The 23,219-nt window shown below is 45.0% G+C and carries 28 protein-coding genes; all 28 read right to left on the bottom strand.

The window, feature by feature from the left end:
• Positions 1 to 6: 6 nt before the first annotated feature.
• Positions 7 to 3,369 (bottom strand): phage tail spike protein, encoded by a 3,363-nt coding sequence (locus tag J2S00_RS15140; RefSeq protein ID WP_307341613.1) that lies wholly within the window; start codon positions 3,367 to 3,369, stop codon positions 7 to 9.
• The gene (locus J2S00_RS15135; RefSeq protein WP_307341609.1) at positions 3,366 to 4,805 is read right to left on the bottom strand and encodes a distal tail protein Dit; all 1,440 of its coding nucleotides are present in this window, start codon (positions 4,803 to 4,805) and stop codon (positions 3,366 to 3,368) included. The genes J2S00_RS15140 and J2S00_RS15135 overlap by 4 nt, the downstream gene beginning before the upstream one ends.
• Positions 4,795 to 6,744: a phage tail protein gene (locus J2S00_RS15130; protein WP_307341607.1), complete on the bottom strand. Its 1,950-nt coding sequence runs from the start codon at positions 6,742 to 6,744 to the stop codon at positions 4,795 to 4,797. The genes J2S00_RS15135 and J2S00_RS15130 overlap by 11 nt, the downstream gene beginning before the upstream one ends.
• A 32-nt stretch (positions 6,745 to 6,776) precedes the next feature.
• Positions 6,777 to 6,995 carry a hypothetical protein gene (locus J2S00_RS15125; RefSeq protein WP_307341605.1) on the bottom strand — a complete coding sequence of 73 codons (219 nt, stop codon included), beginning with the start codon at positions 6,993 to 6,995 and terminating at the stop codon, positions 6,777 to 6,779.
• A gap of 89 nt (positions 6,996 to 7,084) precedes the next feature.
• On the bottom strand, positions 7,085 to 7,408 hold the full coding sequence (locus tag J2S00_RS15120; RefSeq protein WP_307341602.1) for a hypothetical protein: 324 nt from the start codon (positions 7,406 to 7,408) through the stop codon (positions 7,085 to 7,087).
• 276 nt (positions 7,409 to 7,684) lie between these two features.
• Entirely contained in the window at positions 7,685 to 8,272 is a 588-nt protein-coding gene (locus tag J2S00_RS15115; RefSeq protein ID WP_307341599.1) for a hypothetical protein, read from the bottom strand.
• Positions 8,273 to 8,274: 2 nt separating this feature from the next.
• Positions 8,275 to 8,544, bottom strand: a complete 270-nt coding sequence (locus J2S00_RS15110) for a hypothetical protein (RefSeq protein WP_307341595.1) — start codon at positions 8,542 to 8,544, stop codon at positions 8,275 to 8,277.
• Positions 8,545 to 8,549: 5 nt separating this feature from the next.
• A complete protein-coding gene (gene gp17, locus J2S00_RS15105) occupies positions 8,550 to 8,918 on the bottom strand; it encodes a tail completion protein gp17 (protein ID WP_307341592.1) in 369 nt (122 codons plus the stop codon).
• Position 8,919: 1 nt separating this feature from the next.
• Positions 8,920 to 9,366, bottom strand: a complete 447-nt coding sequence (locus tag J2S00_RS15100) for a hypothetical protein (RefSeq protein ID WP_307341591.1) — start codon at positions 9,364 to 9,366, stop codon at positions 8,920 to 8,922.
• Entirely contained in the window at positions 9,353 to 9,685 is a 333-nt protein-coding gene (locus J2S00_RS15095) for a phage head completion protein (RefSeq protein ID WP_307341588.1), read from the bottom strand. Before J2S00_RS15095 ends, J2S00_RS15100 begins: the two co-directional genes overlap by 14 nt.
• Positions 9,675 to 9,962, bottom strand: coding sequence for a hypothetical protein (locus J2S00_RS15090; protein ID WP_307341585.1), 288 nt, complete (start codon positions 9,960 to 9,962; stop codon positions 9,675 to 9,677). Before J2S00_RS15090 ends, J2S00_RS15095 begins: the two co-directional genes overlap by 11 nt.
• An 11-nt stretch (positions 9,963 to 9,973) precedes the next feature.
• On the bottom strand, positions 9,974 to 10,258 hold the full coding sequence (locus J2S00_RS15085) for a hypothetical protein (protein ID WP_307341582.1): 285 nt from the start codon (positions 10,256 to 10,258) through the stop codon (positions 9,974 to 9,976).
• 87 nt (positions 10,259 to 10,345) lie between these two features.
• Positions 10,346 to 11,623 (bottom strand): phage major capsid protein, encoded by a 1,278-nt coding sequence (locus J2S00_RS15080; RefSeq protein WP_307341579.1) that lies wholly within the window; start codon positions 11,621 to 11,623, stop codon positions 10,346 to 10,348.
• Positions 11,601 to 12,197: an HK97 family phage prohead protease gene (locus J2S00_RS15075; RefSeq protein ID WP_307341576.1), complete on the bottom strand. Its 597-nt coding sequence runs from the start codon at positions 12,195 to 12,197 to the stop codon at positions 11,601 to 11,603. Before J2S00_RS15075 ends, J2S00_RS15080 begins: the two co-directional genes overlap by 23 nt.
• Positions 12,190 to 13,425: a phage portal protein gene (locus J2S00_RS15070; RefSeq protein ID WP_307341574.1), complete on the bottom strand. Its 1,236-nt coding sequence runs from the start codon at positions 13,423 to 13,425 to the stop codon at positions 12,190 to 12,192. The genes J2S00_RS15075 and J2S00_RS15070 overlap by 8 nt, the downstream gene beginning before the upstream one ends.
• Positions 13,422 to 15,155: a terminase large subunit gene (locus J2S00_RS15065; RefSeq protein ID WP_307341571.1), complete on the bottom strand. Its 1,734-nt coding sequence runs from the start codon at positions 15,153 to 15,155 to the stop codon at positions 13,422 to 13,424. Before J2S00_RS15065 ends, J2S00_RS15070 begins: the two co-directional genes overlap by 4 nt.
• On the bottom strand, positions 15,152 to 15,502 hold the full coding sequence (locus J2S00_RS15060; protein ID WP_307341568.1) for a P27 family phage terminase small subunit: 351 nt from the start codon (positions 15,500 to 15,502) through the stop codon (positions 15,152 to 15,154). The genes J2S00_RS15065 and J2S00_RS15060 overlap by 4 nt, the downstream gene beginning before the upstream one ends.
• Before the next feature lie 82 nt (positions 15,503 to 15,584).
• The gene (locus J2S00_RS15055) at positions 15,585 to 16,346 is read right to left on the bottom strand and encodes an AAA family ATPase (protein ID WP_307341565.1); all 762 of its coding nucleotides are present in this window, start codon (positions 16,344 to 16,346) and stop codon (positions 15,585 to 15,587) included.
• Between the two features lie 41 nt (positions 16,347 to 16,387).
• A complete protein-coding gene (locus J2S00_RS15050; RefSeq protein WP_307341563.1) occupies positions 16,388 to 16,555 on the bottom strand; it encodes a hypothetical protein in 168 nt (55 codons plus the stop codon).
• A gap of 195 nt (positions 16,556 to 16,750) precedes the next feature.
• Positions 16,751 to 17,296 carry an HTH domain-containing protein gene (locus tag J2S00_RS15045; RefSeq protein WP_307341560.1) on the bottom strand — a complete coding sequence of 182 codons (546 nt, stop codon included), beginning with the start codon at positions 17,294 to 17,296 and terminating at the stop codon, positions 16,751 to 16,753.
• A 232-nt stretch (positions 17,297 to 17,528) separates the two neighbouring features.
• Entirely contained in the window at positions 17,529 to 17,837 is a 309-nt protein-coding gene (locus tag J2S00_RS15040; RefSeq protein WP_307341557.1) for a hypothetical protein, read from the bottom strand.
• Position 17,838: 1 nt separating this feature from the next.
• Entirely contained in the window at positions 17,839 to 17,991 is a 153-nt protein-coding gene (locus J2S00_RS15035) for a DUF6906 family protein (protein WP_307341554.1), read from the bottom strand.
• A gap of 296 nt (positions 17,992 to 18,287) precedes the next feature.
• Positions 18,288 to 18,560, bottom strand: a complete 273-nt coding sequence (locus J2S00_RS15030) for a hypothetical protein (protein ID WP_307341552.1) — start codon at positions 18,558 to 18,560, stop codon at positions 18,288 to 18,290.
• Positions 18,550 to 18,735 carry a hypothetical protein gene (locus J2S00_RS15025; protein ID WP_307341548.1) on the bottom strand — a complete coding sequence of 62 codons (186 nt, stop codon included), beginning with the start codon at positions 18,733 to 18,735 and terminating at the stop codon, positions 18,550 to 18,552. The genes J2S00_RS15030 and J2S00_RS15025 overlap by 11 nt, the downstream gene beginning before the upstream one ends.
• Positions 18,728 to 19,024, bottom strand: coding sequence for a VRR-NUC domain-containing protein (locus J2S00_RS15020; RefSeq protein ID WP_307341545.1), 297 nt, complete (start codon positions 19,022 to 19,024; stop codon positions 18,728 to 18,730). Before J2S00_RS15020 ends, J2S00_RS15025 begins: the two co-directional genes overlap by 8 nt.
• A gap of 4 nt (positions 19,025 to 19,028) precedes the next feature.
• Positions 19,029 to 19,415, bottom strand: coding sequence for a hypothetical protein (locus J2S00_RS15015; protein WP_307341542.1), 387 nt, complete (start codon positions 19,413 to 19,415; stop codon positions 19,029 to 19,031).
• A 281-nt stretch (positions 19,416 to 19,696) separates the two neighbouring features.
• On the bottom strand, positions 19,697 to 22,345 hold the full coding sequence (locus J2S00_RS15010; protein ID WP_307341539.1) for a DUF927 domain-containing protein: 2,649 nt from the start codon (positions 22,343 to 22,345) through the stop codon (positions 19,697 to 19,699).
• Positions 22,346 to 22,404: 59 nt separating this feature from the next.
• Complete coding sequence (locus J2S00_RS15005) at positions 22,405 to 23,178, bottom strand: hypothetical protein (protein ID WP_307341536.1); 774 nt, start codon at positions 23,176 to 23,178, stop codon at positions 22,405 to 22,407.
• Positions 23,179 to 23,219 lie beyond the last annotated feature (41 nt).

Here is a 23,219-nt window from a genome sequence, read left to right as displayed (position 1 = left end):
CTCCTCTTATCCGTTATATATCTCTTCCATATAAATGTCTTCATAACCCTTACGCTTGCCGTACACCCAACACGCTACCCGCACGGGAAGTAGCCCTGAAACCCTTAACTTAAACCTTTTTCTTTCTCGTTTCAAAACGCGTACATTACCTCCGTCTTGCGCTATCGGTAATACGCTATATCCATTGATCGTTTCGGCAAACATCGGGTTGAGATCAACCCAATGTTCTCCCGGTGTTAGTGTGGTCTCTATCACGTCCATAAATCGGTTGTCGGGCGCCTCCACGGCGTACATGAGACGGCGGCCATAGTTTTCGGTGTCAACAACGGCGGACTTAGTGCCACTCACGGAAAAATTGTTCATTATCTGCACTGTTCCGTCTCCATGATGCAATCTCATATACTCAATACTGTTATTGATTAGCCTTGTTGTATCTCCAAACATTCGTATTGCAAATTGTTGACCGAAACGATAAAACTCCAAGGGGTTATAGTTTGTGTTTCCATATGCTGTAAATTTTTGATTGCTGCCGACGCTCAAATCCCCGCTTGCGTTTACGCTCCCATCATCAAGGGCTGTAAGTATTGTAGAGCCGCCTAGAAAAACATCAAAACGATTGTTCATCACGCGTATATAATCATTCGATGAGCGTCTTAGGCGTAAATGTCCACCAGTCACGTCAAAGTCGCAACTTCCTGTACCGAAGTTGACGCGATCTTGATTTGTTAGTCCGAAAATTCTATCCGTTTGTATTTCTGATCCTCTTAGGCCAATTACATGCCCATCGAATTGTATCGTACTTCCGGCACTGATCATGATATTTCTGGCTGCTAGAATATTGACATCACCCTGCGAACCAACGCCTCTAAGTGCAATTCGTCCGAAAGCCTGAATGCCCAACCTTGTATCATCAAGATCGGCATGTATAGTTGCCGCGTTACCGAAACTAATAGCTTTTTGAACTGTAGTGACATTTGGGTCTCCGATATATAGTGTGTTTCCAACTCTTGCATCTGTAGAAACGTCAATAGTTACTGAGGTAAGGGTACCTGTGATATTGACAATATTGGCATTTAATGTGCCCGTGTTGATTTTGTCGGCACTGATACTAGCTATCTTTGCATTTGTGATTGCGGCATCTGCTATTTTTGCCGTATCAACTGCAAGATTTGCTATCTTTGCGTTTGTGATTGCTCCGTCCTGTATCTTTGCTGTGCTTACAGCTAGATTAGCTATCTTCGCGTTGGTAACGGCGGCATTGTCTATCTTTGCTGTCGTAACAGCAAGGTTGGCAATAGCGGCCGTTCCTACCGCGGCTTCTGCAATTTTTGCGGATGTTATTGCCGCATTGCTTATTTTTCCTGTCGTCACGGCTAAATCAGCAATTGCAGCAGTTCCTACAGCTGCATTCGCAATCTTGGCGTTGGTGATGGCAGCATCTTGAATTTTAGCGCTGCTTACGGCCAAATCTGCTATTTTATCTTCTTCTATTGCTCCGCTTGCCAATTTTTCAGCCGTTACAGCAAGGCTGGCCAGTTTGGGATTTGTGATTGCTCCAGTCTCAATGTGTATTGACTTGATAGCCTCTTCTGCCACTTTTTGTGCTGTAACAGCACCTTGGGCTATCTTTTCCTCTATAACCGCGCCTGGTGCTATTTTGTCTGTTTCTACCGCTCCACTCGCTAGTTTCTCGGCAGTCACTGCCAGGTTGGCAAGTTTCTCACTTGTCACCGCGTCCATTTCGATGTCTATGTCTACGATGCGTACAGTAGATGCGGACACTTGTGGCGAAAAGTCGCTTGCTGTTCCGTGATGATTGACAGCGCGGACGCGGAAATAATATGTTTTGTTGGTTTCACCTTCGTATACAAAACCTCCAGTTTTTCCTTTGAAAACTAGGTTTGTTTGGTTAGGTGTGAATCCCGGTGTTTCACTTGCGTAGACTTCATACGCCGCAATGTATGAAGTCGGGTCATAGTCCCATGTGACTGATACATTTTGAAAAAGTCCGGTTGCCTGTACGTTTGTTGGCACAGGAGGCACGATGTCGGGAAACTTTCCGTCGTCAATTTCAAGCTCATCGATTGCTTTGTCTATCTTCTCTTGCGCACCTTCTATTGTCTCAATCGTCCCAGTTCCAACATCGGTGTCAATCTTTTGTTTGGCTTCTTTTCCTGGTTGTGCTTGGATGTCAGCATAGTATGTTGAATCCTGGTACACAGACTGGTCTTTTTGGTCAATCGTTTCCTTGTCATACGTAACCTGCATCACCTGTGCCATGGACACTTTCTTTGCAATTTCTTGCTGCAACGCTTTCCATATCGCTTTCACATCTTCTTCCGTATACTCAATAAAGTCACCAAGGATGATTTTCTTTCGTGACTTGTCTTTGATCGAACGCTCTTGCGTGTGAACACGAGCCTCAAGGTAAAGAGGCGGACTGAACCCTTCGTCCTTGATCCTCAGCGTATCCCCAAAACGGATTTTTTTGTTCTCCATTCCGGGGACGTTTTCCAGATCAGCAACATCAATCTCATACTCGACGATAGCATTAACACGCTTTTCTAGCTCTTTTTGCGTCAATTCACGGAGTTGTTCCTCTGTCATATCCTGATCAGTTGACTGCGGTTCATACACTTCCACCAGGTGTTTTCCGTTGCGCCCCCATCTTTGAAGAGCATCCAAGTCCTCTACAAACACCTCAAGCCGTGTGCCGTCCTCACGTTCAGGGGCAATACCAACCAAGGCCGTGACAATCTGATCTGTTTTTTTGCGGCGCTCGATACCGATTAGATCTTTCCCAAAAGTTACTTCTCGACCTTGCCAGCTACCAACACGCTCAACCAAATCAACATAGCGGCCAACCACACGATTGTAGTCAATCTCAACGCGAAAATTCAGTTCAAGGTTAAATTCGCTTGCAATCCGCTTCAGCAGACTGTAGGGGTTGGAGTGCTCTTCAATGTGAATAGTACGGATACCAGCAAAGGTGATTGTACCTGGTTTCCACTCTGTACCTGACAGAGCAAAGGAAACAGCAGTCTGTGCTGTTTGACCACTCAGCGTTTGTGGACTGATCACTTTTTGCTTTTTCAGTTCCAAATAGCTGGCTGTGGAATAGACAGCCTTTGTCCGATTGATTCTCTGAACCGTTTCCTCAATGATAAATTCTATATACCCGCCATCTTCAGCAGGGATAATGACGCGATTCCGATCTCTCAGATGTTGTGAGTACCGTTGATCAGCAAAGGTCACAAAGTCGAATGTTTCAAGGTTGTCCAGTTGTTTTTTGTGCGTGTCTTCCCAAAAGTCACTAATTGTGTCTAAAATTGTATCGTTTTGTTGGTCAGTGATGTGTATGAGTGTCATAGATATCTCTCCCTGTATCGCACACTGACATTGAACGAATCACTCGGATATACCACAAGCTGATTAAAACCCTGTTTCAGCTTGAAATAGGTTGCTCCAAAATCCTTTAGCTCCGTTCTATCTTCGCCATTGATCAGTAATTCTTCTGACTTATGATCAAATGTTATAACATCCCCGGGATGAGCAATGTATGGGATTTCGTTATCTTCAAGCTTATTGACTTTCCACACTTTGATATCTTTGATACTCATCTGGGTTGGAGTATGTCCACCCGATGTAGCTATATGCACTTGGATCTGAGCGACCTGCTGCATATATTTTTCTTCAATATCTGTAAAACGTACCGTCCTGCGCGAGTGATGTCGACCATCAGTTATTTTTCCTATATGTGCAAGCCACTCATTACCGACACGTTCTACACGTACAATACCATCGAAGTCATTCCACATGAGCCGGCCACTGCTAGTGATCGGACTTTCGGCAATGATATACTTCCCATCCGAAAGCCCGCCGGCTCTGATCTCTCCAAAATTACGAGGAGTGCTGAGACTAGTGTCTTTCATCGCCATTTTTGCAATTGCATTATTATTCACATCAAGCAAATAAATCTCAACTCGCCCTACACCACTTGCGTTCATATTTTCAATAAGAGCCTCTACTCGAAAATCTTGTAATGTTTCAGACAGACTCGTTTTGAGAGCTGGTCCATGCCATCCAGACTGAGCTGTACCAAAACTAGAGGCAACAAATCTATTACCTTGTGAGACCATTTCGCCAGTCACAATGCCGCCATCTACTTGATCGCCTGTTGTCCATCCCGTTGTCGTGCTCATTGTATCGTGCTTAATGAGCTCGTATTCATCGACAACAATTGAATCTATGTCAATCGGCTTGCCTATCATCATATATTCATCTTCTTGATTTTGAATGAGAGCAAACGTGACTGGCTGCAAGACTTCCAACTCAAATATCGGATCAGCAGGTGCAGTGCCGTTGTTGGTGAGCGTAACCACGTCGGATGGGAAGGTGGCAGTGAGTTCTGGACCATATGAGTAGGGATCCAAACACAGAAATTGGATTGTGCCTTGTCTAAAATTCATAAACCTCGTAAAATCTTCTAAAGTATTTTGAACCACCGCATAATACGTACGTCCGGGTTCATCATCAAATTGCAGAGGGACAGGTTCATCTGTAATTAGCCAGGTGGCCAATTCATCTTTTAGCTGCAAAGCGTGCACATCATCAGTCGCGTCAAAACCAATAGGTTGATGGATGACAACTGGCTCAACTTCAGATGATTGCAGATAAGCCCCTGGTTTTCCTGGTACAGTAAGTAAATTGCGACGCATGGGAGCAAAGGGAGCCTTTTGCCTCCCCGCCAACAAATACAACCATGGCTTTCTAACCCCGTTGAAAGTTAAGTTTTTAAGTGGCAAAGCGCTCCCTCACTTCCCTGTTTCTGTTTTGAATTTCTGTAATGTGCTTTTCAACAATCTTGCCTACCAAATAATCATCCATAATAATGTTTTTCCCTTCACGTACTGCTTGAATGAGTTCAGTTAATAGAACCTCAATTTTCCCACCTTCTTGTATTCGATCAAGCGGTGTCACCCTCGCCCCTCGAGGCAGGTCAAGAATCTCCGGTCCGGCTTCTCCAACAAGTACACGTCCTGATTGAACAATATTACCACCTTTGGCCAACGCAGGTATAGGCCTCAAATTGATACCAAACGATTTTCCGCCCATGCCAGGCACCCATGAAGGGATATTCAATCTGAAATTATTCAGCCCTCTTATCATACGATTGAAGAAGTTGATCACACTGTTCAACACTGAACGAATACCGTTCGGAATCGCTCGAAAAGCGTTCACAAATCCGCTGGCAAAACTGCTGGCCCTGGACGTTACTGCGCTTAACACAGTGTTTATGAAGTCTCTCATCCAGTTAAACGGGCTTGAAATCGCGTTTCTTAACATCGTGGCAAAACTTCTGACGATACGCATTACACGCCCTAATAGTGTCAGTTGTATAAGGCCCCAGATAAACTGAAGGGCTCCGCCAAGGAATTGCTTAATCCCTTCCCACATTTTGCTCCAGTCTCCGGTGAAGAGACCTGCAAACGTCTTGAGTAAGCCCATGATGATATTAAGCGCCCCATTAAAGATGCCTTGAATACTCCCCCAAACCATTTTAATAATGAACAAAACAGCCGGCATAACAAATTCAATGACGGACTGGATAAACTTAAAGGCATTCTGAACGGCTTGCATAATTTGCTGGCCGTTCTCCTGCCAAAACTGTTGTATATCTTTTAACTTGGCTTGGATGAACGGAACAACCAGGTTAAGCACAGTCTGAACGATAGTCTGTATGATCTCAAATGCGACTTTGACTACCTCCCAAACAGCCCGAAAAATGTTTTTGAAGATCTCTAGGATTGTTGGAAGAGTGCTGCTTATTCGTTCCCATATCGCACTTAATGCGCCTTCGTTCGCCTGCCTCCAGTCACGTATATATCCGATGACACTCTGTATGCCTTCGACTATCCAGCCAACAGCTGTTTGTATACCTTCTGAAACTCTCGTGAACATTTGCCGGATGGCAGGAAGATTTTCAAGCACCCAATCGAGCATGGTCTGGAACATGGGCATCAGATCGAGGCCGATTTGTGTTACCGCCGCGCCCAAAGAACGTTTGATAGTGTCCCACGAATCCTGGAACTTTTCGGCCGCTCTAAGTTGATCCTCAGCCAGAACCAAACCTAATTCATGTGCTTTTTGCCTCGCTTCGTCAATGCTCAATGAGCCATCTTGGAGCGCTGGCAGTAATTCCCTGGCTATGGCGCTACCAAACATTTCTGTTGCCAACTCTGCTTTCTCATGTTCATTGGTCATCTCCGACAGCGTCTGGATGGCTCGAGTGAACGCATCTTCCGTGCTGAGTGTCCCAGATCTAACTTCGTCCAAATTAATACCAAGACGATGTAAAGCGCTGGCATATTTCTCATTGCCGTTCATAGCCAAGCCTAGGCGTTGATTAAAACTACCAACGGCTTTCTCCATCTTTTCATGTGCAATGCCATTTTGGCTGGCCCAGTAGGTGAGTTCTTGGTAAAAATCAGTAGATACACCCATCCGGGCTGCGCCTTTTGCGATGGCATCTGCCGCTTCAGTAGCTTTTAACGTCAAACCAAACAGGCCAGCCACAGCAGCACCAGCCGCAGAAACAATGGCCGCTCCCCACTTAGCAGCTGTTTTTATCATGCTGCCCAAACGTTGGGCAAGCGTTTGGGCATTTTTATCCGTTTTGGACAAACTTTTTTGTGCTTCTTTATCATCGATCATGATCCGGCCAAACAGCTTAAAAATCTCCACGCTATCACCCCGCTTTCTGGGAAAAAAAGCGCTTATTTTGAGGGCTTCTTGATCTTCATTTTCATCTTCTTATACCGCTCTTGAACTGATTTATCCGGCGACTGAAGAGAAGTTTGCATATGAACCGGCGCCTCAAACTTCTTGAGAAAATCATTGAATGAGATAAAGTTCTTTTTATCCATGTATGGATACCTTGCTACCCACATTTCCCAAACTTTTTGTTCTTCACGTTTTTTGAATGCTTTAGCCAACAGCCTATTGATGTTTGAAACTGGTAACCGCAAAACATATTGAAAGTCATAATATTGATGGAGCAGGGAGAGTGTTTCCTCATATCCCCCTACTGCCCGGCTTGTTTGAAAAAATCCATGAGTTCCGGATCGGAAAAAATTTCTTTGATCGTGTTCATTGTTTTTAAGAAGGATTGCTTTTTGACTTCTTCAACCGGCCTATTTTCCACGATTGATACAATCTGAAAGAATTCCTCTTTCACCTTGCCTGAGTGTTTTAGGATATACTTGAACACTTCGATGCCAACTTCTGTTGGATCAACTTTCTTACCCTGGTACTTCTTCTGGAGTTCTTTACGATACCGGTCAATATTTAATTTGTCGTAAATATCTACTACAACAGGCAACAAATCAAAGACTTGCTCTGTATTCATCTTACCCCTCCTCAAAAAAGTGACATACTCCCACCACCTACGCTAACGCTTAGAGGTGGGGGCTTCTCGGGTAATCCCTTCCAATGAAGGAAAATTGACCGAGCGATCCCCTTGTGCCCCACGGTTCGAGATCCAGTTAGGTAATTCCTAACTGTTTCAGCCCTTCCTTTTTGATATTGATGGCGGCGTCAAACCGACATTCATCTCCCACTTTCACTTTGTTTAGAAGTGGGAGACTTCTTCCGTTGGTAAGTTAAAGAGGAGCCCTAAGCTCCTCTATACCTCTGGTAATGCGTCATAGTGCACAACATATGTCGGTACTTCATCCATTTTCTCTGGATCGAAGTGAGCTGTGAAGGTAGTCTCCGCCACAACTTCATCCTTATCAGCGAAAGCAGCTGTAAGAGCACCATCACCCAATACGTTTTCAATCACATAAGCTACAACCTGTCCAGTAGCTGTTTCGGTGATATAAGCCAGGTTTTTGATGTAATCATTGTCGTCAAAATCGATTTTTGGACGATATTTTTTGTAATCAGGCACTGATGTTCCACCGGTCACGTTTTCAATCGTCCCCGGCATAATCCTGGCCAACTGTTCAAGATCAAGCTCCAAAGCAGTCGCCGTAATAGTAATGTTCCATTCCGTACGCCGCTTAAGCCCCTTGGTATGTTCTCCACGGTCGCCGTCGAAACGAATTGAATGGTTAGTCGGCTCAACATTATATTGCCCACCACCTCGAGTCGCACCAAACGGAATCGATTCCGGATCATCCCAATTGTCCGGATTGAAATTAAAAACGAGAATGCCCTCACCCAACTGGACATTCTCCGGTTTTGGTACTGCCGGCCGTTTTAATGGCATGGTTATTCACGTCCTTTCTTCAGTTTTAAAAGCTTCCATCTCAGCTGCAGTGCAATATATTCTGCAGCAATCAACTTAAGTTCGTTCCAATCCACATCCTGAATGAGCTCGATTTCTTCATCAGTCAGGATGTTATATACCATGGCCTGAAAATCATCACTAGCCATAAAGTTTTCCTGTTCCTTTTTGAGACAGTCATCACATATTGTTGTTTGCGGAAATCCCGGCTCCTGCCACTCTTTTTTACATCTGGCGCATGTCATTTTGGCCATTTGGATCACTCTCCGTATACACGGGCTTGGTAGGTGTAGCGTCTGCGTTTTATCAGGCTGTCATTTTCATTAATAGATTCTCTGCCGTCTCGGTAGAGGCTAAAGAATAAATTGTCTGCAATTACAAAGGTCTTACGTTGTAATGCTTTGTCAACTGCATCCATCATCATTTCAAGTCCAGTCGTATCGCTATTGGTTGGTGCATCCCAACCTTCTACTTCCAAAACAAAGTTTTCAAGCGCTCCATTACTAATGGAATTGGGCAAGTCAAAAACGATGTATGGGTATGGGGAGTCATCGGTAGCTTTTTCAAAGTAAACTTCCGAATGGACTTCTTTAATGGCCGCCTTAATCGCTTTTCTCAACTCAATCACTCTATTCAGGGTCATTTGGCTTTGCCTCGCTTTCATCGATCAACCCTCTGGCACGATTATCATTTTCGATAGCGCTAAGATATTTGCCCTGAATAAGCCGAATCTGATCAATGTTTTGATACACTTCATCACGCAAAATATTGCGCTGCGGCTGATTTCTTTTACCAATCTCCCCATGTGCGCCGTACCAAGTGTAGTGTTTATGCCCGATAATTAGATCCGTTTCTTTGCGCCTTACCCAGTACTGCATACTGTTATAGATTCGCCGTGACCTTCTCATGCCGCGCAATTGTTTTAATTTCTGGATAATTCGCTTTCGGATAAATTTGGCAGTGTCTCGAAGTGCAGCACGTTGTAACTCGGTAAGCGTATACTGTGCCCGATCAACGTTAGAGATGAATTCTACACCGTCTTTTTTAATCTTAGTTACTGACTTAGGTAGTGGCATTGTTCACCCATCCTTTGCATACAAGCTCAACCGTTTCAAAATCACCAATACCTTTAGCTTTACGTGGCTTGTAAGCCCTTATCACCTGGTATCTTTGATTTTCAAATTCAGCATATTTTTGCCCGTTATAATCGTACTGGTTAACAACAAATACGATTTCGGGTTGCAACCCATGAGCCGCTGCAGCATAATGTTCAGATCGCGTTACTGATTGCACACTACACAAAACGTCTGTATGCTCTTCATAAGTAATGGGGTCACCAATGTCATTTTCACTGTGCACTACATCGATAAGCGTTAATTCATGATCAAACGTCATCCACACCACTACCTCCCGCCGATATAATCAAGTTGCGCATCCTATACTGCAGATGACGGGGCATAGCTCCTTCACTATCTCTGTTTTGATACCTCCATGTAGCATAATCCACGCAAAACATGACATGATGGGCGTTGTTCTCTTGTAATACAATCCCCTTTTCCTTTTCCAGCTCACTAATCACACCTTTTACAATCCAGGACAAATACGAATCTCTAATTGTTGAAGTTATTCCTAGCCTCGCCTTGGTTAGCTCAACGATTTGATTCTCGTCCATGCAAACGCCCCCTATTCACCAGGCGTATCAGCATCTTGACTTTCTCCATCCTCATTCACTGTTTCATCTAGTTCAGCCTGGGCAGTAAATGCTGCCTGTTTTCCTTTTACCGTTTCACCGTTAGACAATTCATATTTGCCCCCACCAATGTGCTTTGGCCATTCAGGCTCCGGTTCATGCACTTCTACAAATCCTAAGGCTTGCAATTCTTCAGCACGTTCACCGTCATAAACCGATCCGGCTCTATATATTTTCTTTGTCACTTTACATCTAAAAGTTTTTAAAACTTTATTCATTGTAAACCCTCCGTTTCTTTTAAATAAAAAGCCGGGCACCTAATACCCGGCTTTCAAGTGCTAGTTATGGATAACCGAATTTTTTAATTAGCCTTCCGGAATCTCTTCAATTGTGACAAGCGCAAACGCTTTAGGTCTTACAGGCTTACCATCAAAACGCCCTTTGCCACGGAAAGCCATCTGATCTTCAGCAAATTTGACGTGTTCAGAACGGTCAATCGTAATATCCTCACGAATGACCATCGTGTATTGCTCAAGCACACCAAACATGACTTTGTCTTCGTCCATATTTTGATTGAACACCACCGGCAATCCGCACAAATCTGGCTGTGTCAGATTTGGCAGTTTACCAACAACGTTACCATCGCTGTTAACGTTGATTGTATATTCCAGTAAGCGATTGTAATACGTCTGACGCTTCATAACGGCCACAATCTCACCGTAGCTGTCATCACCAGTATCAACAAGCGACACCTTCTTAAGAAGATTCACAAGCAACTTGTTATCAGCCTCAACCGTTGCTTGATTCTCTGCAGGAATAGCCGGAATGATACCAGCCGGTTGTTTATCCGCGCTTCCCGTTCCCTTAAGGATGGCTAAATCAAGAGCTTTTGCAATTGCACGCGCGATTTTACGTACAACATAGTCGTCAATGTTAATAATCGAATCTTGTAGCAAGTAGTTATCTACAAATGTAACTTTACCGACTTTGAATCCATCAAAATCGACTTTCGTGATTGTACCAACTTCACCGGTAGGAATTGGGTCAGACATCTCAATCCATGATGCTGGCGAAGTGTCAGTGTCAATTAGAATTCGAGCTGTGCCTTGTACACGGATCTTATCGACGCGAGGATATAATGTCGTAAAATCCCCAACGATGTCCAAAATACGATTGATGATAACGTTTGGAATGGTAAGTTCTCCACCGGCAACAGTACGAAGACTCTTAAACTTTTCGTAAAACTCACGTACTTCTTGTAGATTATAGTACTCACCGGTTTCTAGCATTTTGCGAACTTGCGCGATGTGGTATTCTTTCGGCATAGTTTCTCCACCTCTTTTTTGTTGATTTGACCGTTGTTCCCCGGTCGGTTCTTTTGCATTGAGCTGCTCAAGCTCATTTTCAAGATCAGCAATCTCAACCTGTAGTTTAGATTTCTTCTCCTCCAGCTCGCTTTTCTGAGCTTCCAGCTTCGTGACTTCTTCTTCCACGGCAGCAATTTCCTCATCAGTTTTTGCTTCATTCGCAGCTGCTTCTAGTTCTTTGGCACGCGTTTCAAAATCTTCCTCTTGTACCAACAATTCAGCTAAAGCATTTTGACGTTGTTCAATCTTCTTACTAATTACCAACTGTCTTAACAACGTTCCTCACCCTTTCAATGATTTTTTGTCGTTTTGCGTTAAGTAAGCGTTCACGATGTTCCTCGACTTGTTTCTGCCGAGCCGCTACGCCCGTATCCTCGTAAGCCGGGAAGGTAACGACAGACACCTCATGGAGATCAACTTCTGTAATCGTCCATTTGACCGTACCGTCGTCACGCCAGTCTGTTTCTTCGCGAACAATATTAAACCCGAATGAACACTGATCCACGTCTCCGCGCTTAACGCGTTCGTATAGATTCATGGCATCAGTATCATTCGGATTGATTTTGACTTTACCCCACAACCCGTAATTATCAGCGCGAAGTTCCAACGTACCTGATTTATTCCTTCCCAGTACTAACCTGGTCTCATGATTAATAAGCGCTCGAATATCGTTTGATAATGTGTTGTCAAATGCACCTGGTGCAATTTCCTCGAATGCGCCCGGCCAAAGCTCTGTCTCGCGGTTAAACACGGCGAAGTAACCTTCGATAACCAGCTCTTCACCATCTTTTTCAGAACGAGTTTTTAGCTCGGTTCGTATGCTTCGCGTTTGGCGTTTCTCCCTACTCATCCCCATCACCTCCTTCAAGCGCTTTCTTAATATCTTTCAGTTTGTTTTGTTCGCCAAGCAGATCGGCAGGAATATAATTCTCCAGAACAATTAAGTCTTTCATTTCTGGATCAGGACTCATACCGATCCAATCGCGAAGCTCATTTCTCCGAAGGGCATTCCGGTCAACAAGCGCTGTTCCTGCAGTCACCAAATCGGTCAGACTGTAAGAATACAGCGATCTGGAATTGAAACGGAAAAACAGGTCTGGAGAATACAATAATTTTCTGGTCAACTCCTGCTCAATACCCTTTGCAAGAGGAAGTATGCGCGTCTGAATAAAAGCGTTGTACTCGTTTTTATTAAACGAATCAACACCAACAAAAAACGGCGGAACCCCTAACATGGCTGCCACCGTTTTCTTATCGATATTTACACTTTCATGAATGGCAATATCCTGGAGACTCAAAGGTTTTACGGTTTCAACTCGAATAATCCCTTCCGGAAGAATCCACGGTTTTCCACTGTCTCCGCTGCCAATATAACGTTGTATGAGCTTATCCCGCTCTTCATCGCTTGAAAACTGAGATGAATCAGCATCAACCATCACAATAACACCAGGACGCCACTTATCCCCCATAAACGCTTTCTTCGTTGCAGCTGCTTGCTTAAGATTACCGATGATATCGTTCAAAATAAGACGATATCCTCGTCCAATCCACGGCCGGTTCGGATCAGGATTAATTCGAAAATGCAACACCTCGTCGTGATTATATGGGCGGCCTTGAATTAACACTTGATAGTTTGTCACTGCGCCAATTCCGTTTTGAATCGGTGGAGGGAACGAAACCATAGAAGCCGGTAGCGGAATCAGCTCATCTAGTAAGCCATCACGTGTAGTAGGGAACACAATGCAGTTCCCATCTCCTTCAAGCAACATTGTGTGAACAATAAAATACATCCAATCTTTTCGAGTCATCAAGCTGTATGGATTGATATCAATCTTCTTAGCCAGCTCATTACGTATGCGGATATCCCCTTCTTCTGTATTCTGCATTAGATGAATGGTCATAGATGAAACTAAATCCGCGATACGATCCACTGCCATACGCACCTCAGGATTTTCACTCAATCGAGCATAGCCTGACGGTAGCGAAAGGTCCTCACCTTTCAGCCAGTATCCGAGTAACGTGTTTTCCTCTCTCTTTTCTGTTGGTTGTCTCGCTCTTTGTCTTTTCTTTTTGCTCACGCTGTTGATTCACCACCTTTCAGCCATGCGCTTTGCGCTTTACCTTTATCCGTATCTTCGATGTATCTGACACAAGCAAATACGGAGGCATCAAAAAGGTCGATGCGCTTATTGTCATCGACCTTATCGTACTGGATCATATCATCTGTTTTCTCAATGCCACGAACGTTTTGAACACAATATTCATAAGCCTCGCTGTGCAAATAATACAACAAACCGGACTTAGCTTTTTGCTCAATTCGTCGAAACCCTTGCGACTTGCGCCAAAAATATTGGGGCTCGTCCACCAATTTAAAACCGGCTTTCTTAGCATCACGGAAGAAGTCAGCACTAAACTTGCGGTCAAAACCTATTTGTTTAATTTTAAAGCCCTTCCGACGCATATATACAAACCAGTTCACAATTTCGGAGTGGTTCGTCACCGGTGTGTTGGTCATCGTCAACCAACCATCGTCCTTCCAACCGAATAACGGAATGCCGTCTTCTTCGGCTTTCGCTGTAGCGGCAACAATTGGGAACCAGGCGTGTGTGATCACAATCGCAACGTCCTTATATTCACCGTATAATGCTGCTGCGGTAAGGTCGTGCATCTTTGCAAGGTCTGCACCACCGTACCAGTTGATTCTAAGTTTGGCCAACTCATCTATGGTCCATTTATATTTACGATCGCTATATCTAAATTCGTTAATATCGAAATAAGCATGCATTGCAGATGTGTAAATGTTGAGTGACTTGGCCAAAAAATCCTTACGTTGCTGCGGATCATCTTGTGCCTCAAGCGCTTCATTCAATATATCTTGAGGGCGTATAGTTACGCCATAATTCGGGTTTGCCTTTTCGTGCTGTACCGGGTCTGTATAATCCACGTTCCCGCGTTCGTCCTGATCCGCCTTGGCGATGAACACGAAATAAGATTCATTTTTAGCAGTACCATCAAGTATTTTCTTACAATATTGTAACCGCTGGTAACAAAAACTGCTCATGTCGTCACCAGCTGTCGTAATACCGATCATAAGCTTATTTGTGTATGCCTTCATAGCTTCTTTGATGATGTTGTACTGCTTTGGTCGGGTATAAGCGTGCAACTCATCTGCTATTGCAATATTGCAATTCAAACTATCCTGACGGTCCGGATTAGCTGCAAGTGCTTCGATATGAATAGAACCATCGCCAAGATCACCACTGATACTGTGTTCCTGATTATTGTTTAGGATTCGGAAGTTTTCTTCTTCGCCCATTCGTTTCAGGTTGTAAAGAATAAAATTAAATGACTCTTTTGATTGTCTAAGCGCATGGGCAGTAATGTAAATTGTCGCTCCGGACTTGCGACTAAGCAACGCTAGTGCCCAAGCGAGCGCAGCGACAAAACGTGTCTTCCCGTTCTTCCGCGGAATAAAAATAAACGCCTCTTTGTAGCGGCGTTCGTTTATTCCTGCTTTCCAAAAGCCGAGCAGGTTGTATACTATAAACTTTTGCCACGGTTCAAGGAGGAATGGCTTTCCTCGGAGTGGCGTACCATCCAGTGCTTCTCCTTTATCATGGACAAATGTCCGTTCGATAACCCCGATAACAAACTCCGGGTCTTTTGTCCGGAAATCATAGTCCGGATTATTCAAATCATCTAAAAATCGCTGACAAGCTTGGATAATTTCATGACCGGCTATCTTTCGACCTTCAACAATACTCTTGGCATACTCCAACACGGTATCATAATTCTTCGGCTGCTTCATGACAACTGTTTAAGCACTGAGGCTAGAGCGGATGTTTTACCCGTCTCAGCCGTAACATTTTCCAAACTTTTCGGGTTGAGGCACAGCCGATCGGAGTATGCCAAAATATCCTTTCTGAGATTCTCCAAAGTCGCAACGATCGGTGCTTTTTTTGAGCCTCCCTGGTCGGTCATTACCTCGTATCGATAACCCTTTTCCTCGAACTCTTTATTGAGAATCAGATACTGATGCACAAGCTCAGAATATATGTCAATTAGGCGATTATATTGAGGTTTATGAACTCCCAGCTTTCTCATATCTGCAATCGTGCGACGTTTAATAGTTTCTTTACTTGGAACTTTGGCCATGTCTCTCACCTCCAAAAAAAATTTTTGAAGGCGCGCACTATTGGAAAGGGTCGCCCGCCTCCGGTCCCCGTAAAGCTAATTTTTAGAGATAGAGGGAGGGGGGATCTGGTTCAAACTCATTAAACCATTTGTTGATAATTCGTATCTGCAACTCTTTATCTGCTCGCTCATTATCATTAAGAGCTCTTTGAATGCATTCTTCTTTAGGTACATTCATGAATAAAACCTCGTCTGGTTTAAGCCTTTTAATTAACCTCGCTCTATCCGCTAATCGAGGTAACCCCGCTACCACCCATACATTACACGGAATTTCTCGATGCTCCACCATATTGTATAAATGTTCTCGAATACTTAATGCCACCGGCAGTAAGTGCTCTCCTGTATTGGTCTTACCCTGCATACTGATACTTTGCTTAATTAAATCTAGGTCAATAACCATATCCTCATCACGTCGGTGTTTCTTCACATATGTCGTCTTTCCGCTTGCAGGACTTCCCCAAACTAGATACACACTATACCCATTCGCAGTTTTAAATAGCTTCTTCTTATCGATGCCGTATTTAAGACTGACTCTATCCACCCACTGCATACCCAATGGCGAAAGCTTGCCAGTATATCTCTCATGCATACACTCATGGCATTGATGGCATAGACTGATTAAATTCCAATTTTCCAACGCATATTCCGGATACTGTTCAAGAGGAAAAATGTGATGGACCACATTCGCTTCTGTGGATTTATTGTATCGTTTACACTCCTGGCACAAGTATTCGTCGCGTTTTAAAATGGCAGCTCGCTTTCGTTCCCACTTTGCCGATTTATAGAATGGATTAGTCATCGTCATCACTCGCTTTGTACAAAAGAAAAAGCACCGCGCTGGGTGCTTTATCGTGAATCTTTTTGACCGTCTTTTAATCCCATCTCATACACTCGGTTTGCCAACTCATAAACCAAGCCTTCAACAACTTTCTTGTCATTTGTCTCATACAATTCTCTGATAACTTTAGCGGCTTCTTCATTGACGCGCTTTAAGTTTTTAGCGCACTCATTCATCCCCTAGTCCCTCCCTTCGCCGTTTCCCACTATTTCGACAAAAGGAGAAAATTTCCTGCATTAATTTAGCCACCCAGCAACAGTTGTCACCAGGTGGCCATGAAGGGAGAGGCCGGAATATGTGTACACTGCTTGTTGATATCATAATAACATGATTAAAGTGTCTTGTAAGTGCCCACTTTGTGCCCTCGTTATTCATTCAACCATCCGGATGCCATCAACCCCAAAAATCAATGCTGACAAGGTTTTGCAGGCATTATTGATATCTTTATAAACCGTTCTACGATCAATATTGTGCCCTTCAGCAATTTCCTCGGCCGTTTTTTTCTCGTCTGAGATATACATCATGTGGATGGTTTTATATCTCCTTAGTTCCTCCGGTTTGCCCGATTGCTCGCACATGATCCGATACACCAAAAGCATCTGGTCAATGAATCTGACCATAGCCAGGGTTCGTTCTTTGCTGCGCTTCACGGATTCTATTGCAAATTCATCGGTATCCAAGTCTTCCAATAGCTCAGGATCATTAAGTTCCTCAAGCTCCGCTTTGACGTCCTCACAATGCAGCTTAAAGGACCGGTAATGTTTAAGCAGCAACTTGGTATTCCGTAAGCGTCGGTCACGTTTCTGCTTTTGCTGCCGTTCCTTTTCTTTCTCCAGGTACTCAAGTGCTTTTTCTGCTGCAATGGCAGCCACTTCTTCTAACAATTTGGGCTCCATTTTGGTTTTTGCTTTTGCCATATCCTACCCCCTCCATCAAAAAGGTTGTTCAGAACTCTAACCCCATATCAACGTGATCATCAACGCACCAATGCTGCTAAGTGTGATTAAGGTGAATAATTGCCGATTGTTTTTGTCTTTATCTCCGATAGCACCTATTCCAAACAGGACAATAAAGATAAACATAAGTATTTGAAAGGCTAATAGCATCTAACTTTCTCCCCTCTTTTCGGCTTTTGCAGCGTGTTAATCATCAAACAATACGTGAGTTAGGAACAATAAACATTGACTCGCCTTCTCCGTCTTTGTAAATCCTCCCATATTCGTCACGAACGACATCATAAGATATCCAACACTCTGGACAGTTCAAATATTCTCCTTTGTTATCTGAAAAAATGCTTGCTTTCCCTTGCTTCCCGTTCTTTGTAATTTTGTAGTGGGTTAGACGTTCCCTTGCTATTTCAAGCCGCAATTCACCACCACAGTTATCACATTTTGGTTTTTGGTAACCTAATTTGCTTGCAGATCGCATTTCAATCCCACCCTTCATATTTTGGCTCATATCACACAGGAATAACCTTCTTCGTCCCCGTCTCCTTGTGCTGCAGAACAAGGTACTCATCGGTCTTTTTCCGAATCACCCAGTTCCGTGTATTCAACCGCGGTGCAATTTTGGCCACCATCTCCCGCTCCGCCCTTGTCAGGTTTCTCCTCAATTCAAGCACCCCCTCGGTTAATGCTTTCAGCAATATCCCGTCTCAGTTCAACCGGAATCCCTGACCAGTACCAGCAAATCGGACACTTTATCGCATAGGACAGCATCATGAGGCGCTCCATCTCAGCTGGGATCCGTAATGGCTGCCCACAATGATCACAAAAGATAACCAGATTTGCCACAGGATCACCTCACGCTTGACCTTTTTGACCGGCTCAACCCCCACTCTCTTTTCTGTCTGCTGAGATATGATGGATCAATCCCTGCTTCGATCGCTATTTGCTTGTCCAGCCAGCCTTACTCTTTCAACTTTAGATATTCCTCTTTAGTCAACGGGAAAGATTTCCCCTGTCTCTTTCTCCGTTTCTTCCGCTGATGGGCTTCGTAGTTAGTCAGTATCGGACTGCGTGCCCCTTTCTTTCCTTTGTTTTTGTTTGGCGGGCCATACTTCTTATGAATCTCAGCCAGCTGCTCAGGAGTCAACTTGTATTCATGCACTTCTCCAGGAGGAGAATCAACCATTGGGAACTTTACTTCACCCAATGCAGCACTTGACACTTTAGTGACCATGCTTGTCCCTCTCTTCCGTATGTTTGTGGCCTAGCTTGCCGTCTTTAACCAGCCACTTACCACACTTACATCTAATATCTTTTTTTAGTCTCGAAAGTTGCCCAATAGTCATTTTGACTTCTTCCGAACCACAATATGCACATTGCAGTGTAATAGACAGTGATCCTTTAGCCATCTGTTTTTTCCTCCCCCAAGATTTTTTTTACATCCTCCACACTTCTTACCACGGCAACCACTGCACCTGAATCCATCCACTTTGACAATTCATGCATCTGCAGGCGGGTCAGTTCTCCGGTCTCGGTTTTAACTTCCAGGGCAACGAACCTGCCCCAGCAGCAGGCAAAGATATCGGGCCGGCCGGCTCCCTGCCAGGCGGAGCCATGATTCACAACTGCCTTGCACCCGGGAAGACTGTTAATGTAATCAACAATCTTTTTCTGGATAGTGGATTCTTTTTGAGACAAGAGTCTATATTCTCCCCTCTCTGACATCCTCGTTTAATAGTTTTAGCACTACCTTTACCTTCTCAAAGTGTGGTTTTAAAAACTTGTCCCTCAATTCTTCATAATCTTCCTGGCTGGCCCAACCTCGCTCCGGATCAATCAAGGGACGGAGGACATATCCTCCGTTCTTACCTTGAACCAGCAATGTCCCTCCGCAGCGCATGCCATTCAAGACACTGGTTAACTCATACGCTTCTTTTTCTTCCGGCCAGTTTGTTGCAAGTTTCAAAAACCGCTTCCACAAGGGATGGTCCTCTTCAAGATCCGGCCGTGGGTCCTCCCAGATCGGTGGACGTTGATATTTTTTGGCCGGTTTAGTTTTCTCTTTTTGGATACGTTCAGCAAGGCTCATTGAAGCATCCCTCCTTCAACATCCCACTTTTTGAATTCCGGAGTGGGATGTTGAAAAATGCTTTTATATTAAGGTTTTGAATGGTTTACATCCCACATCCCACTCTTTTTGAAATACCATCCTTAATTGTGACACCTACCCCCTTTCACTCGATTACAAGGTGTAGGTGTTTGCATATATGATTTTTATTTTTTAGTGGGATAGAGTGGGATGTATTATATATAAACCGCATCAGATCAATATTTATAAGCATCCCACTCGAACATCCCACTTACATCCCACTATCCCACTTCTGAGTCAATCTTTGTGTTTACGACAACCACTCTGGCTTGTATCTTGAGTTTGTCCGACCATTCCTTTATTTTGAATCTCCGTTTCCCTCCTTCTTCAGCAGTTTTAATCCAGTTTCTGTCCCCCCAATCCCGAAGGATCCTCCTGGGAGAAAAGCCGCCTTCTTTCATTACCAAATCAAAAACGTTGCTTAATATATAAATGTGCCTGCTGTCTCTCCATCCATACTGACTGGGATAAGCCTCAGGTTCAAAACGTTTATGATTTTCTGCAGCCCAACCTAACAAATACTCATACGCCCTGGCCCCATCGTCGCTCTCCGCTGCTGTCTCCAGCTGTCCAATCACTGTTTCCGCTAATCCTAGAGCCTCCTTGAATGCTTCTTCCTCTTCAAGATCAAAAACCCATTGGCTTACATAATAATCAGCCATGCAGACCAGGGCCACCGCGGCCAAGTGGCTACTTATATTGTCCTGGCCCATTTCCTCAAGCTTTTCCTGGATGGCCTTATAGTCTGTTTTGAACAGTTCCGGCTCATTGTCCAGTTTTTCAAGAACCTTGCGTATGAACAGCGGGCCCGCATGACCAAAGTTCTCCTTTGTGGCCTGGTGGATCTTCGAGGCCACTTTCTCATTAGGGATCGGTTGGCCATATAACTCCACGGCACGGGTCTTTATCCCCGCTGTGGATGAATCAGTGGATAAAGGTTCCTCCCCTGTCGTTAGCGCTATCGTGCGCCAAAAACTGAATTGCTGCAGGCCGCCCTTCTTTGCCCCCCGCGCCTTACCTTTACCCATACCGAGCAAATAGACCAGGGACTCTACAAAACCCTGCCGGTCGCCGGCAATTTGCCGTTCGTCAATACCCAGGGGCAAATCAGCGTAAAAGGATGCCAGGCGCTCAAGGCCGACTTTCGTGGCATTAAAGCTCGCCATTACTTCTTCCGGCTCCCCCCATACACTGAGTGCCGCTTTCAAGCTGGCCGTCTTACCGCCCCGGGATGGGCCCCAGTTATGCACAATAAACACGCGCTGATTAACCATCTTCAGCAGTGGAGCAGCAAAAGCAGCTGATAGAATAAACCGTGCAATGGGATACTGTCTGATACCCTCCATGGCCAACTTCCACTCAGTCAGTGACCCTTCTGCCCGGTAGCCGTTGGCTATCGCTGCCGTCCCGCTCCCCTGGTCAATGTCCAGTTCAATATCCCCTGCTTGTCCTGGGAGGAAGGACCGGCTACCAACCCAGCCCATGCGGCTCACAGAGCGAACCAAGGGCAACTGGTGTAAGTTTTGGGCCTCGAAGTCCGATAAATACCGAACCAGATGTTTGGATGACTCCGATGACACCGGCAGGCCTCTGTCGGCTAGACTGATGAGGCTAGTCCGGTTGAACACTGTTGAACGATTGGCCGTGATGTACTTCCATTCACGATCCCGGTAAAAGGCCACTTCCACTTTTTCCTCGCCCGTGTCCACATTATGTAATCTCTTTGTTAGCAGTACCGGCACAGGACACGCGCAGATGGGACCGTTTCTCGTCTCTTGATAGATGCCATTTTCGTTCAATGACCACTGGTAAGGTTTTTTGAGCTCTTTCATCGGCAAATCCGGCAGGATCTCTTCAAGTGAAGCGGGTGGCTCATCCGGATCCACAACACGGAGCTTTTGCATTTTGGCCAATTTTTGATTGACCGCTTTCTCAAGGTCGTTTCGGTTCACGTGGCCTTTTAACTTCGTTTTGGCTTTGGCATATTCAGCAGGCTCATGCTTTTTCAAGATTGCCAATGTTCCCAGGACTTCATCCTCAAAGACGGTATCCGGCTCCGTTTTGCCGCTTTGTATCTGCTCGAGTACGGACTGGATCAGTGTGACAGCCTCTTGTGATTCCTGCCCTTCATAATTCCAGGCACTCTCTACCTTTTTGAGGGCATCCTCTTCTGGAAAGGGCGGGTCACAGTTTGCTGCAGCTTGCATAACCAATGCCTCAGCTTCGGCCCGGTCATACCCTTTGGCTCGGAGCCGGCAAGCATAGCGGAACAATGTCCAGTCCCGCTCCCCTTCAGGTACCCCCTGAAGTACCTTGGCCGGATCTACCTTGTCAGTAGCTCCTGGACCTGTAGCTCCCAGAGGCTTTTTCTTGGTGAGATCATCCAGCCACTCAGGCATATCTACCGGGGGTGTATCCCAAGGTGGCGTAGACCACTCGTATTTACGTCCGCTGGGATGAATGGATGGTGGCGCCACGATGTATCCGCCATCCCCCCTGAAATCCAGACCCGGCAAACGCCGGGCGAAGTTACGAATTTCATGCCCCGGGTGTTTGAAAATGTAGTGATATCCTTTTCCTGTGTTAGAGATAGCCGTCCAGGGTAGCTTAAAATTATTTTCTTCAACAGATTTCTGCCCTTCCTCACCATCTATGTCAAAGACCACGATACCGGAGACCGAACCGGTCACAACCCCGATGTTGGCCTGTGGCCATTTGCTCCACCATTCTTTGATTTGCTGTTCGTCCGCCCGCTTGGATTGATACTCCATCCAACTTTTGATGATTGGTTTCTTGTCTTTGGGCTGCAGCGGGATCACTGACCAGCCCAGGGAGGCATATTTGAGTGCATATTTCAGGTATTCATTCATGTACAACCTCCTCCCTTGGGTAAGAGGGAGGGTGGCCAGTGCCACCCCTGTTATATCTGTTACATGATTTCTTCTTCATCACTGGCATTTGGCTGGGTTTGCTGTTCCACATCCGCTTCAATGGCCACATCCCTCATGGCTGACTTCAATTGAGTTGACAATACCTTCATGGCCTTAACTTCTTCGGGTGTTAAATCGGCTGCCTTGCCGAAAACTGCCTCACTGTAAGTGATACCGCCTTTATTCTGGGCTTTTTTAAGCTTAATCTTGGTTACCACGCCATAATAGCGTTTCAGTTTATTGGATAAGCGGACAATGTAAGTTTTAAAATGCGGAATACTTGTTGGTGGCAATGTCAACAGGATGGGGAAAATTTCTCCTTCACGAAGAAGATAAACACGATGCATATTCTTGCAGGCTTTCCCCCGGCCATCGGCAGCACTTCCCCACTGATTAAAGGGGCAAGTGGCGCAGTCCCTCTTACTGCCGGCCCAATCTACCGGGGCATCCTCGGCAGCTTGTCCAATCTTACCATCCATGGAGGAGCAGGCTGGAGGATTATTCTCACCGCTGTACTGTGCCGGCCAGTAGGCATTCACAGGGTAGTGATCTAAAATCACACCCTCGAGCTCCTTGACGCTGTCCGGTTCCTCCGGATCGTCTCCAGGGACTTCAAATGCAAGGGCCCCGCCAGAAGGAATTTTTACATGTTGAAAGTTTGGGGCAAACCCCTCCATATTCTCTTCCAGGATCTCCATTACTTCTTGTGGATTTTCCAAAGCCGGTAAGCTGATTGTAGGATTAGATATGACAGGCAGGTTATTGTTTTCCATTAAACATTCTCCTCTCCAAAGATTTTGATTAGGGGGCGGCC

Origin of the sequence: Caldalkalibacillus uzonensis (assembly GCF_030814135.1) — a bacterium.
GTDB classification, from domain to species: Bacteria; Bacillota; Bacilli; order Caldalkalibacillales; family Caldalkalibacillaceae; genus Caldalkalibacillus; species Caldalkalibacillus uzonensis.
This window is presented reverse-complemented; position numbering and strand designations above follow the sequence as displayed.